Source organism: Planomicrobium stackebrandtii (genome assembly GCF_030814955.1).
Taxonomy (GTDB): Bacteria; Bacillota; Bacilli; order Bacillales_A; family Planococcaceae; genus Planococcus; species Planococcus stackebrandtii.
This window is the reverse complement of record NZ_JAUSWB010000003.1, coordinates 358803-371825: the sequence shown is the minus strand read 5'-3', so window position 1 is coordinate 371825 and position 13023 is coordinate 358803. Positions and strand designations below refer to the sequence as shown.

Here is a 13023-nt window from a genome sequence, read left to right as displayed (position 1 = left end):
TTTAACCTGCTTTTTGGCATACCAGAATTTCACGCAGGAACAGCCCTTTTTTTGCCACGCAGCGATCCGTGACAACAAATCCTGCTTCTTCGATCATATGGTCCATTTTCTCGATGGTGACGACCAGGAGCTTTTCCGTAAATGGATGGGCGTCTTTTAAAATGGCCAATTGATCTGCAGGTGTTGCGTGCGTATATAAATTGTATGGCATGTCGATAATGGCTACGTCGTACTCGTCTTCAACTTCCGCAATCGGGCCCAGCGCCACTTCGCCCGCCAACCCGAAATGGGCAATGTTTTCACGGGATCCATCGACGACCAGCGGGTTGATGTCTCGGCCGACAATATCAATGCCCATCGACAGCGCTTCCACCAAAACTGTACCGATGCCGCAGCATGGATCGATGGCTTTGACGCCTTCGGGTTGTGGCACCGCAATGTTTGCAACTGCCCGGGCAACGCGCGTGCTGAGTGCCGTAGAATATTCCCGCGGCTTTTTCATGTGCTTGAACCAGACCGGCTCACTTTGCAGATAGCGCCCGAAATACCAGCGGCCCTCAAAAGGAATCAAACCGAATGTCACATCCGGTTGATGAACATCCGCTTCACCGGTAATTGCTGAACCAATTTGCCGCTCAACGTCCCGTTTCCCCAAATAGTCGACCTGGTCCAACTCAGACAGGCCATTGATCTTCAGAAAGATCACTTTGAATGTTGCATCGGCCATGTCCACTTCGCCAGTTTGTTCCAGGATGTCCTGTAATGTATCGCCTTCAAAATACAATTCGACTCGTTCCTTAATGAACGGGCTTCGGCTTGGGTCAATCGCCACCCCGCTCTTGACGATTTTTTCACTTGTGTCTTTTCCGAAAAAAGACCGCATTTCCAATTGGCATAATGCTTTTTCATCATTCGTATAGGCGTACGTATAAATATAGTCGCCTGTTGCAGTTAATCGATTCAATTCATCCCGTCCTTATCTGCCCTTTTGTTCAGGACAATATCCCTCAAGTATAGCAGAATCCATTAAAATTTAGTCGACTTGAAGATCATAATTCGCTTCGATGACTTTAATGATTCCTGTGATCAAATCATTGTACGGAGTCTCAATGCCATGCTTCTTGCCTAGCTTCGCTACAGCACCGTTAATCGCTTCAATTTCTGTTTTTCGTTTGTGCAGGACATCCATCAGCATTGAAGACTTATTTGCCCCGATGTCTTCCTGGCCCATCTTCAAGCACTTCGCGACAGTTGCTTCTGCATCTACAGAGATGCCTTCCGCTTTGGCTACCTGGACGGATTCAGTGACAACGCCCCGCAGTAAACATTTGCCTTCATCCGTATTCAGGATATCGCCATTTCTCAACCGCGTCAGCGCAGTCAGCGAATTATAAGCAACATTCACGAATAGCTTGTTCCAGATGACAGTTTGAACGTCTTCCGCCAACTCCGTTTCCAGACCCGATTGATTCAACAGCAAAATGAATTCCAGCAGCGTTTCCTGTGCATCCGCGTCTTCAGATCGGCCAATATAGTTTTTCCCCCAACCCCGATGAAGTATACGGCCGTTGCTTTCCACACTGGCGCCGCACCCCATTGTTCCGGCGACAACTGGATTATTGGGAAAGAGCTCAGCAATCACGTCCAAATTCCCAAGGCCGTTCTGCATGGTAACAAGCAGAGTTTCCAAGGAAAACGCACTTTTCACAGACTCCAATACCGCCTTGGTTGCATGCGCTTTTACTAGTACCAACACCAAGTCATAGGCATCTGTTATTGAAAGGTCCTGCACCACTTTTAACGGAACTGTCGTCTCCTGGTTATCGCGTTCAACAATCGCCAATCCGCTCTGATTGATCGTTTCCACATGCGGATTCCTTCTGTTGTATAGAAAAACTTCGGCTTGCTGAGCTTTTAGGCGCCCGCCGAACAAACTGCCCATTGCGCCGGCGCCTATAATCAGTATTTTCATCAAATCCCTCTTTCCCAGCTTTTATTAGCCTGAATATACCATAAAAAAACCAGCCTCCTCTATAGGACAGCTGGTTTTCCAAAGCTTATTTTTTTGCAGTTTTCCCGGTTTTGCGAATATCCGCGACCACCAGGGCACCTACCAATAAGAGGCCAAGGTAACCGACAACCGGATAGAACCAGTTGACGAGCGCCGTAAATCCAAGAAAGCTCAAGAGAAATGCTGCAGCTCCTGAAATGATGACAAAAATCCGGAAACGGCTTGTTCCCATCTCCACGAACCGGGCTGAAAACGACAGCAGCAGACTGACCGCTGTATTATAAATCATCGCGAAAATAACAATTGCCATGACTACACCTAATATTGGGGAGATATTATCAGCAAGTGCGAGCATCGGCAAATCCGAAGAGCCAACAACATCGACTTTAGCGAATATCGCCAAATAGCTCAAGAGAATCAAAAAGCCGAAACCAAGTCCGCCAATCAGACCGCCGCGGGCTGCGATTTTTTCATCCTTCTCCGCACCACCCATGACGAGTGACATGGATGCACCAAGCGCAATAGCGAGCGATACGTAATTGATGGCGGATAATAGCCAGTGAGGTGTCGAAGACAATTGTTCTCTAGCCACCGGCTCCAATTCCGCAAAACTTGAATCCATCGTCATTAAACTGTATGCAGTGATTCCAACGACCATCAAGACCAAAAACGGGGTTATGCTGCTGATGATGGTAATCACTTTCTTAACATTCAACATGATCGTAAGAATAACGAGGATAATCATGATGCTTCGCCCGAATGCTGGAGAAAGGTCGAATTGCTGGGAGAAAATCGATCCTGCTCCAGCAACCATAACTACCAAAATGCCGAACAAAGTCAATATGAGGGTGTAATCGATTATCTTGCCCAAAACCCTTCCACTTATCGCATACACTGCATCTTCATGCGAAATGGTTTGCATCCGGCTGCCGAGGCCCGTGAGCACCATTCCCAAATAACCGAACAATGCTGTTGCGACAAGGACCGCACCAAATCCCCAATAGCCAAAGCTTGTGAAATACTGCAGAATTTCTTGTCCGGAAGCAAAGCCAGCTCCCACTACAATTCCAATAAATGCACTTGCAATCTTTAAACTTTTTTTCATCATCTCTTCCTTCCATTTTTTTACAACCGATTTTTATCAGCTGCTGAAAAGGGACTTCCCCCCTTTTCTCGTTTTAAAACCACCTCTTCTTTTTCCCGTTACAGATAGATTTAAACTTAAATATCCGAAAAACCTACATCCTTCTTGCTTTTACAACAATTTTGGATTATCCTACCTTATTAGCAAACATATTTAGGGAGGTCGGGATCGTATGGAGCAATTCGATCAATCCCTCGAAGCATTCATGGATAGCGTCGGTTGGCTGGCACCATTTCTTTTTATTTTATTGCATTTAGTACGGCCGCTTTTGTTTCTCCCGGTTATTGCAGTTTGCGTTGCCGGAGGTTTCTTGTTCGGATTTTTTGAAGGCGCCTTTTTGTCATTTATCGGTCTGACTTTAATGAGCTGGGTATCCTATCTGCTGGTTAACAAATTCCCTAAATTCCAGGACAAAATGGCTCGCCTGAAAGACAAGATTTTTCCTGATCGTACCCTGTCGGTTTTCCAAGTGATGATTCTTCGTATTATGCCGTTTGTCCATTTCCATTTACTGTCCCTGTACTTGATGGAGATGACAAAAACATTGAAAGAATACATGATCATTTCTGCTCTGGGTCTTATCGCCCCTGCCATCCTCTATACTGCTTTTGGCCGGGCTATTACGGAATTTCCGTGGTACACCACCCTCAGTATGTTTATACTCCTGGCAGCTATCTTCAGTTTTATCGAAAAATGGCATAATTCCAAAGCCCAATCCAATTGATTTGCAAAGAGCAGCATCAGCAGTTAAGTTTTAGCACAACCATCCGTTGTGCTTTTTAATTTGTCCAAAAAGCTATAATCTTTTAGCCACAGGGTATGACAAATAGGAAAGCTTTAATCAGATTACTAAAAAAGGAGAATTACAATGCCCATTTTCAAACACCGGGAGATCGAATTATTTTACGAAGATATTGGTGAAGGACGTCCGCTTCTCCTGCTCCATGGATTGACCAGCAATTCAGCAATGTTTTATCGGGAGATCGATTTCTTCAAGAAAGAGCGCCGTGTTATTGCACTGGATTCACGCGGCCACGGCAATTCCAGCCGCCTCGAGCAGTACACCTTGCAAGACCATATAGAAGATGCCATCGCCCTCCTTTCTCATCTGAAAATAGAGGCCGTCGATGTGCTCGGCGTATCCATGGGCAGCTATATCGCACAAGGCGTCGCAATCCAGAATGCCGAAAAAGTCAAAAAGCTGATATTGGTTGCTACGAAATCATATGGGGAACAATCATCCATGGCGGAGCTTTTTGACCGCTACGCTAACAAGTTTGATGGGTTGAGCCTCCTTGAAAAGTTCAGTGCCTCTTCCAGTTATATTTACCATAACCAAAACCGGGTCGATGAATGGCTCAGCCAAACGGCTCAAAATAGCCGGCAATTGAACATGAAAGAGCAAGGCATCGCGGCAGATGCTTTGGAAAAATTCGACTTTCGCCAACAGCTTGCGAAGATTACTGCTGAAACATTGGTGATCAGCGGGACATTTGACGGCTTGAATTCCCCTGAAAAAGGTCGTGAAACAGCTGTTTTCATACCGGACGCCACCTTTATGGAATTCAAGCGCTCCGGACACGCCCCCAATGTCGAACAGCCCTACCTCTTTCTTGGAATTGCTGAAAATTTTCTGGAATAGATTTTCTTCGAAAAAAAGAATTCCTGCACAAAACCCGTCCAGCGCAAACGCTGGACGGGTTTATTTGAGCATTTTTATTGAGCTGTGTAGCCGCCGTCCAAAACGACGGCTTGCCCTGTTACACCTGATGCTTTATCACTTGCTAAAAACATCGTATAATCCGAAATTTCTTTTACCGCCAAAAGACGCTTTTGGGGAATCAACGGATACAGCACTTCTTCAAAAACTTTTTCGATCGGCACATTGCGGGTCTTTGCCAAATCATTCATCTGATTTTGGACCAGCGGGGTATCCACATAGCCCGGGCACATAGCGTTGACGGTAATGCCATGCTCCGCGCCTTCAAGTGCGGCTACTTTAGTCAAGCCGATGACGCCGTGTTTTGCGCTATTGTAAGCGGCTTTCCCGGCAAACCCAACCAGCCCATTGATGGACGCCATATTGATAATGCGTCCTGATCCTTGTTTTTTCATAATCGGGAATGCGTGCTTGGTCGCAATAAACGGCGCAATCAACATGATCCGAATCAATAACTCATACTTTTCAGTCGGAAATTCCTCGAGCGGTGCAATGAACTGCAATCCCGCATTATTAATCAGCACATCAAGCGATCCATAATGGGCAGTTGTCTGTTCGATAGCATTTTTGATATCCTCTTCACTTGTCACATCGCATTTAATGCCGATGCAGTCAAAGCCCTTGGACGTTAAAGTATCTGCAGCTGCCTTCACAGCTTCTTCATTGATGTCTGTCAATACAATCTTCGCGCCAGCTTCTGCAAAATCGGAACTGATTTCATAGCCGATTCCGCTGGCGGCGCCTGTTATTAAGACGACTTTATTTTCTACCATAGTATTTTCCTCCCAGTTTCATTAAATGCCAAGTCCTAATGAAAACAAAATGATTGCGATTACTGTTCCAATCAGCGGTACGATAACCGTAACTGCCCCTACAGCTCCATATGCGGCTTTATGCGTTTCACCACAAATCCCTTGAATCGTGGTAACTACATAGCCATTATGCGGCAACGAATCCAAAGCTCCTGAGGAGATTGAAATCGTCCGGTGCAACGCTTCAGCATTTACACCCAGATCCAAATAATACGGTGCCAGCAATGGCAAGGCAATGGCCTGTCCGCCAGAAGAAGAGCCGGTGATGCCGGCTATGACACTGACCGCGATAGCGCCGCCAATGAGTGGGCTTCCTGGAATGCTGGTCATGGCATCAACAGCTGTCTGGAAAGCTGGTGCTGCTTTGGCAACTCCCCCAAAGCCGACTACTGCTGCCGTATTGCCGATCGCAATCAATGCACCAATCGTTCCTTCTGACAACGCTTTGCCGAGATTCAGGAAGTACTTGCGGTTCAATAAATAAGTTGTAATGACACCACCCAATAAGGCAATGATCAGTGCAGAGGTCATTAATGAATCATGGAAAATAAATGAAATGACGAGAACTACAAGCAAAGGAATCAAGCCCATAATCGGGTTTGGAAGATCACGATTTTCTACAATAGGATCTGTGGAACGTGCCTCAAAGCGCTCTCCTTTGTTGACAGCTTTTTGAATCATACGCTTTAACCACCAGTAGCCGAAGACAGCCATAAAGACAGCCACTAAGATGCTGACTTCCCACCCTGCATAAGGAGTCGTGTTCAAATACTCAATCGGAATCCAGTTTTGGATTTCCGGCGAACCGGCAGAAGTCATGGTGAATGTTACCGAACCCAATGCCAAAGCGGCTGGGATAAACCGGCGCGGCAGATCTGCCTGTTTGAACAAGCTAAGTGCCATCGGGAAAACTGAGAATGCAACAACGAACAAGCTGACGCCGCCGTACGTCAATACCGCACAGGCAATGACAATTGCCAACACTGCTTTGGATAAACCGAACTTGCCAACCAGCCATCTCGATACGCTGTCAGCAGCTCCGCTGTCTTCCATTACTTTACCAAATATTGCTCCAAGCAGGAACATCGGGAACCACGATGTGATAAATCCAGAAAAACTGGTCATATAATTCGTTAGTAAATTCGCTTCCCCTTCTCCTACCAGTTGCGGAAACAATGGAATTCCACTGAAAACCGCTACAAACAATGCCGATAACGGACCTGCAATTAATAAGTTCATTCCTCTCATCGTCAAAACAATGAGCAGAACAAGTCCCCCAACCATTCCAATCATACTTAACATGTAAAATCCCCCTTTTTTGTAACCGCTTACTTAAAACCGTTAAATTAACTAAATATTTAGATCTCCTGTTGCTTTCATTAGTGTACAACTACAAGATAGATAGGTAAAATGAATAATAACTATGAGTTCTATAACAATTAGTTATAAGTAAGGAGAATGATATGGATATTCGCCAATTGACGTATTTTGTAGAAGTCGCCAAGCATCAAAGTTTCACAAAAGCCGCTCTTGCTCTTCATGTGACACAACCCACATTAAGCAAAATGGTCAAGAATTTGGAGGATGAAATGGATGTGGTGCTGCTGGACCGCTCTGCCCGCCAAATTGGTTTGACTGATGCTGGCGAAGTGGTATATGAGCAAGCCCAGAAAATCATCCATAGCCTTGATGATTTGTCTGCTTCCCTGTACGACATCATGAACTTGAAAAAAGGAAAAATAAAAATCGGACTGCCGCCTGTAATCAGCACCCTGTTTTTTCCAACCATCATCGCTGAATTTCAGCGCTCCTATCCGGATGTGACAATCATGCTGGCAGAGGATGGCGCTAAAACAGTTGAAAGAAAAGTATATGAAGGTGAAGTCGATTTGGGTTTCGTTATGCTGCCAGTTGACAAGGAAAAATACGATGTCGTCCCGTTTGTCGACCAGGAAATCAAGTTGCTGGTCCACGAATCACATCCGCTTGCCCATCATGATTTGATTGATTTGATTCAATTTAAAGACGATCCTTTCCTGCTGCTCAGCAAGGAGTTTACATTGAACAGCCGAACGGTCGAATTCTGCATCAGTGAAGGGTTCACTCCGAAAATCGCCTATGAAAGTTCGCAATGGGACTTTATTGTCGGTATGGTGGAGAAAAATTTGGGTGTCACGCTAATGCCCAAATTGATTTGCGACCGCGTTAAGGATGGTCCTTTTAAAATGATTTCACTAACGAATACCTTCCCATGGAGACTCGGCATCATCATGGCGAAAAATCGGTACGTCCCCTACGTTTCGCGTGAATTCATAGCATTGGTGGAGAAATTGCCGAAAGTTTGATGCAAAAAAGGAGCTTCCTCGCGGGAAGCTCCTTTTGTTTGCTATAGAAAAACTATGACTGCTAGTATAGCTGCCAGAACCAATCGGTAAATGGCAAATGGCATCAGTTTGATGCGGGAAATAAGTTTCAGGAAGAAACGGATGGAAATTAACGCGAAAACAAAGGCTGAGACAAAGCCGACAATATAGAAAGACAGATAGTCCAACGACAGCGTATCCCAGTTTTTCAAGACCGATACCAAGCTTGCTCCGAACATGATCGGAACCGCCATAATAAACGTAAAGTCTGCAGCAACCCGGTGATTTAAACCAAACAGAACTCCGCCTGATATGGTGGCGCCAGAACGGGAAAACCCTGGCCATAACGATAAACATTGCACAAGGCCGACTTTCAATGCCTGGATGTAGGTAATTTCATCCAACGAATTGACCGTTGGATTTTTTGGTCCGAACTTGTCTGCAGCAATCATTAAAATTGATCCGGCAACCAACGCATAGATAACCGTTTCGACACCGAACAAATGGTCATCAATCAAATCTTTAAACGCAAATCCAAGTACTACTGCCGGCAGCATACCGATGATCACATGCAAAAGGTTGAAGCTTGAATTCGCCTGCTGCCCTTCGATTTTATACAAGCCCACCAAACTGAACAGCCTTTTCCAAAATACCACGACTACTGCCAAGATCGATCCCAACTGAATGACGATTTTAAATGTGTTTGCTGGGTATTTCCCCAAAAACTCCTGTGACTTCAACCACATATCATCAACGATGATCAAATGGCCGGTAGAAGAAACCGGTGCAAACTCAGTCATACCTTCCACAAACCCTAAAATTAATGCCTTGAGTAAATCAAACCAATCCATATCTATTAATCCCGCTTTCCCTAGTAAAATAATTGCATATGCTTTTTTTTTGATAAAAGAATTTTTTTGTTCAACTAGAATAGAACGCTGCATAACTGGAAAAGGTTGCAGCGATTTTAGCTAAGGAAAGCATTTTTCACAGTTATTTTCCTGCTTTTGTTTTCACGGCTAAGCCAATTGCTTCTTGTCCTCGAACCACTTCCAATATCTGGCCTGCAGTTTCGGGATATTGTAGCAATTCAGCCAGCACAGCAGCTACATCTTCACGGGAAATGGTATCGTACATTAAAGTATATCCCAAGTTCACAGTGCCGGTGCCCGCTTGGTCCGTTAAAGTTCCCGGCCGCAAAATCGTCCAATCCAATCCGGTTTTCACCAAGTCAACTTCGGACTGACGTTTAATTTTCATATAATGCTCGAAGCCGGCTGCTGGTTCTTTATCGCGGCCCGCATCAGGAAAAGCCGATACCAGCAAAAAGCGGCGGATCCCTGCCAATTCGGCAGCTTTTGCAATTTTCACCAGTCCTTCGCCATCTATAGCGGTGGTCAGCTCTTCTCCTGCTCCACCGGCGCCGGCTGAAAATACTACGGCGTCGCAAGATTGTAGAAGCTGTGAAAAATCCTCGGCAGATGTCTCGATCAGATCAGCCAAGATAGTTTGAATGCCTTGTGCCTCCAATTGCTCGGCTTGTTCAGCTTTGCGAATAAAGCCTACAGGCTCATCTCCTCTATCGGCCAAGATGCGTCCTAATTTGCTGCCTACTTTTCCGTTTGCTCCAATGATTGCCACTTTCATATGCCGCACGCTCCTTTGTGTTCTTTAGTTTTTTCTGCAGTCGATCTACCAGAGACCCAATAGTTTCCACCATAATCCGCCTGCACCCATCCACACTACGATATGGATCAGTGAAATGATAAAGCCCAATTGCCACCATTTCTGCTGGCTGACATAGCCGCTTCCAAAAAAGACGGGGGCTGGACCGGCACCGTAATGCGTTAAACACCCGAACAAGTTGCTGAAAAAAGCCAAAATGAGCGCCGACAATAACGGCGGGGCTCCCGCTGCTACAATTACCGACAGGAAAGCTGCGTACATGGCACTGACGTGTGCGGTATTGCTGGCGAAAAAGTAATGCGAGTAAAAATAAACAATCGCCAAAATGATCAAAGTCGGCATCCATGACAACTGGTTTACGGAGTCCTGCATCAGTCCGCTAAACCACGGAATCATGCCCAGAACATTTAAGTAAGTCGCCATCATTACCAGCACAGCAAACCATACCAATGTATCCCAAGCGCCTTCTTCTTTCTTAATATCCGACCAGGTTAACACTTGTGTCAGCAACAAGACACTCAAGCCCACAAAAGCACTGGTAGTGGCACTGATTCCAAAGTTCTCTCCAAAAATCCAAAGAACAAGCAAAAGAACGAATACACCGATCATGTATTTTTCTTCACGCTTCAATGGTCCCATCTCTTTGAGTTTTTGTGTTGCTATGGCAGTAGCTTCTGGCGTTTCTTTCAATTCAGGCGGGTAAAGCTTGTAAATCACTAATGGAATTAGAATCAGGCTGATCAATCCCGGTACCAGTGCCGCTAATGCCCAGCCGCCCCATGTGATGGTTACTCCCGTAATATCCTGTGCGATTTGGACAGCTAAAGGATTGGCAGCCATCGCTGTTACAAACATAGCTGATGTAATCATATCTCCCTGAAAAGACACTTTGGTCAGAAACGCGCCGACTCTCCGCTCGGTTCCATCTTCTACTCTTGAATCATAGGTTTCGGACAGTGAACGGATGATTGGGAAAATGATTCCGCCTGCCCGTGCAGTATTTGACGGCATAGCCGGAGCCAGCACAAGGTCACTGAATAGCATCGAATAGGACAGCCCCAGTGTTTTCTTTCCGAACATCCGAACAAAAATGTAAGCAATACGCGTCCCCAATCCTGTTTTGATAAATCCACGCGAAATGAAGAAAGCAATGACGATCAACCAAATGGTCGTATTCTGAAAACCGCTGAGCGATTCTTCGAGCGTCAACGTATTTGTCAAAACGATCACCGTCAAGGCAAATATAGCGGTGCTGCCCATCGGAACCGGTTTGATCACCAGACTCACGATGGTTGCGACAAAAATACTGAACAATTGCCACGCTTCGGCTTCAAGTCCGGAAGGCGGCGGTATAAACCATAAAATAAGACCGATTGCTATAACGATAAACAATTCACGCCATTTTACCTCTCCCTGTTGTTTGGCAGCAGACATGTTATCTCTCCTTATATAGAAAACTCTTCAAAGCTCTCTTGTTGTTATGGCCTTAAAAAGACCTGCTTTATCTAAAAAAAGAAGAACTGGCATAGTAGACAATACCATGATTAAAGAAACGACTGCAATTTTTCATTCCTTATCTTTTGTATTTTTTTCTTTGTGCGCTTTTGGGTCCTTGCTTTCTTCCATACAGTTCCCCCTAACACACTGGTATAATCAAAAAAATCCGCTGCATAAATCTATGCAACGGAATTTCAATAAGTTTTTTTAATATGCAGTCCAGCCGGCATCAGCAGTTATCACTGTGCCATTCACAAAACTTGAATCGTCAGAAGCCAGGAACAACGCAACTTTAGCAATTTCCTCTGACTTGCCATTGCGCGGATTCAAAGCCAAACCAGCCTGTGTACGGCCCATTCCCATTTCGCTGATGGATGTCATCGACGAACTGATATTGGTTTCTACGCCGCCTGGTGCGATGGCATTGCAGCGAATGCCTTCTTTTGCATACATGAAACCGGTGTTTTTCGTAAACCCGACAACTGCATGCTTCGAAGCCGTGTAAGCAGCTCCTGCGCGAGCTCCATATAATCCACCCGCTGAGGCGATGTTAATAATGACGCCTTTGTTCTTCTCCAGGAAAATCGGCAATGCTTTGCGTGTTGAGCGCATGACACTCATGGTGTTAATGGAAAAAATGCGCTCCCATTTGGAGTCTTCTATTTCTCCAGCCGGCTCAAAATTATCCATGATGCCGGCGTTGTTGACCAGAATATCCAAAGTTCCATATTCACTTACCGCCAAATCAATCATTGCTTCGATTTCCTGCACGTCGCCAACATTGGTTTTAACAGCTTTTGCAACGCCACCATTTTCTGTGATGCCCGATGCCACATTTATTGCACCTTCTTCATTGATATCCGAAACGATCACTTTTGCACCTTCTTTAGCATAAAGCTCAGCAATAGCTTTTCCCATACCGGATGCTGCTCCTGTTACGATGGCTACTTTTCCTTCTAGTTTCATTTGGCAAATCTCCTCTTTTTTCAGTTATTTTGGCTTACGAGAGAACGCTCCCGTCTATACACTCCCAGTATATTGGCCTATACTCTAGTTATCAATCAACAAATTCCTTCCAAAATGTTGAAAAACGAACAGTGAGATTTGATTTTGTGCAATCCCGTAAAACAAATAACGAAAGCGAGGTCCTGCTGGTGAAAAAAGACCGAAGAATCGATAAATCGAAAAACGCTTTGAAAGATGCACTGATCTTGTTAATGGAAGAGAAAGAATTTAAAAGCATTACCATCACAGAAATTGTCCATTTGGCGAACCTGAATCGCGGAACGTTCTATAAGCATTATCCAACACAAGAAGAACTGTTGAATGAATTGATCGAAGACGTTTTATCAGACCTTGTCAGCTCTTACCGAGACCCTTACATAACAGTCCCGAATTTCGACGTTGGAAAATTATCGTCCTCTTCTGTGAAAATTTTTGATCACGTTGAACGCTATTCCCGCTTTTATACTATTATCGTAAATTCCAATGTACTTCCCGGTTTTCAGAATCGCATCTGCCAAGTGCTGAAAGAGTTGATCCAAAGCGATTTGATCAAGCTCATGCCAAATCCGGAGATTGACTGCAGCCTGCTCAGCAGTTATAACGCCTATGCTTTGTTTGGTTTGATCATCGAATGGGTAAATGGCGGATTTATATTTACACCTCATCAAATGGCAGATCAACTGATTAGCATCATATCCTACCAAAGTCCAAAAGGCACAGCGGAAACAGCCAAAGGGACCAACTCAACAGGTTAACATAGAAAGACGCTCGGACATCCCCTCAAC

Annotated in this window: 13 protein-coding genes; 4 read left to right on the top strand and 9 right to left on the bottom strand. The window is 45.0% G+C overall.

Annotation, left to right across the window (positions count from 1 at the left end):
- Position 1 precedes the first annotated feature (1 nt).
- The 3 genes from QOZ98_RS07820 to QOZ98_RS07810 form a co-directional block, all read right to left on the bottom strand.
- Positions 2-964 carry a TRM11 family SAM-dependent methyltransferase gene (locus tag QOZ98_RS07820; RefSeq protein ID WP_308786914.1) on the bottom strand — a complete coding sequence of 321 codons (963 nt, stop codon included), beginning with the start codon at positions 962-964 and terminating at the stop codon, positions 2-4.
- 69 nt (positions 965-1033) lie between these two features.
- Entirely contained in the window at positions 1034-1972 is a 939-nt protein-coding gene (locus QOZ98_RS07815; RefSeq protein WP_308786913.1) for a ketopantoate reductase family protein, read from the bottom strand.
- Between the two features lie 85 nt (positions 1973-2057).
- Positions 2058-3116 (bottom strand): YkvI family membrane protein, encoded by a 1059-nt coding sequence (locus tag QOZ98_RS07810; protein ID WP_308786912.1) that lies wholly within the window; start codon positions 3114-3116, stop codon positions 2058-2060.
- Between the two features lie 211 nt (positions 3117-3327).
- Here QOZ98_RS07810 and QOZ98_RS07805 point away from each other — a divergent pair, with 211 nt between their 5' ends.
- Together QOZ98_RS07805 and QOZ98_RS07800 are read left to right on the top strand one after the other, a co-directional pair.
- Complete coding sequence (locus QOZ98_RS07805; protein ID WP_308786911.1) at positions 3328-3879, top strand: TVP38/TMEM64 family protein; 552 nt, start codon at positions 3328-3330, stop codon at positions 3877-3879.
- A gap of 144 nt (positions 3880-4023) precedes the next feature.
- Positions 4024-4797, top strand: coding sequence for an alpha/beta fold hydrolase (locus QOZ98_RS07800; protein ID WP_308786910.1), 774 nt, complete (start codon positions 4024-4026; stop codon positions 4795-4797).
- A 74-nt stretch (positions 4798-4871) separates the two neighbouring features.
- Here QOZ98_RS07800 and QOZ98_RS07795 read toward each other — a convergent pair whose 3' ends face one another.
- Positions 4872-5648, bottom strand: a complete 777-nt coding sequence (locus QOZ98_RS07795) for a 3-hydroxybutyrate dehydrogenase (RefSeq protein WP_142828393.1) — start codon at positions 5646-5648, stop codon at positions 4872-4874.
- A gap of 21 nt (positions 5649-5669) precedes the next feature.
- Positions 5670-6989 (bottom strand): GntP family permease, encoded by a 1320-nt coding sequence (locus QOZ98_RS07790; protein ID WP_308786909.1) that lies wholly within the window; start codon positions 6987-6989, stop codon positions 5670-5672.
- A gap of 161 nt (positions 6990-7150) precedes the next feature.
- Between QOZ98_RS07790 and QOZ98_RS07785 the strand changes: the two genes are divergently transcribed.
- A complete protein-coding gene (locus tag QOZ98_RS07785) occupies positions 7151-8032 on the top strand; it encodes a LysR family transcriptional regulator (RefSeq protein WP_308786908.1) in 882 nt (293 codons plus the stop codon).
- A 41-nt stretch (positions 8033-8073) separates the two neighbouring features.
- Here the strand turns inward: QOZ98_RS07785 and QOZ98_RS07780 are convergent, their stop codons facing one another.
- From QOZ98_RS07780 to QOZ98_RS07765, 4 genes are all read right to left on the bottom strand, one after another.
- The gene (locus QOZ98_RS07780) at positions 8074-8901 is read right to left on the bottom strand and encodes an undecaprenyl-diphosphate phosphatase (protein WP_308786907.1); all 828 of its coding nucleotides are present in this window, start codon (positions 8899-8901) and stop codon (positions 8074-8076) included.
- Positions 8902-9043: 142 nt separating this feature from the next.
- Positions 9044-9697, bottom strand: coding sequence for an SDR family oxidoreductase (locus QOZ98_RS07775; RefSeq protein WP_308786906.1), 654 nt, complete (start codon positions 9695-9697; stop codon positions 9044-9046).
- Between the two features lie 45 nt (positions 9698-9742).
- The gene (locus QOZ98_RS07770; RefSeq protein WP_308786905.1) at positions 9743-11170 is read right to left on the bottom strand and encodes an anion permease; all 1428 of its coding nucleotides are present in this window, start codon (positions 11168-11170) and stop codon (positions 9743-9745) included.
- A 270-nt stretch (positions 11171-11440) separates the two neighbouring features.
- The gene (locus QOZ98_RS07765; RefSeq protein ID WP_308786904.1) at positions 11441-12199 is read right to left on the bottom strand and encodes an SDR family oxidoreductase; all 759 of its coding nucleotides are present in this window, start codon (positions 12197-12199) and stop codon (positions 11441-11443) included.
- Positions 12200-12387: 188 nt separating this feature from the next.
- Between QOZ98_RS07765 and QOZ98_RS07760 the strand changes: the two genes are divergently transcribed.
- Positions 12388-12993: a TetR/AcrR family transcriptional regulator gene (locus QOZ98_RS07760; protein WP_308786903.1), complete on the top strand. Its 606-nt coding sequence runs from the start codon at positions 12388-12390 to the stop codon at positions 12991-12993.
- Positions 12994-13023 lie beyond the last annotated feature (30 nt).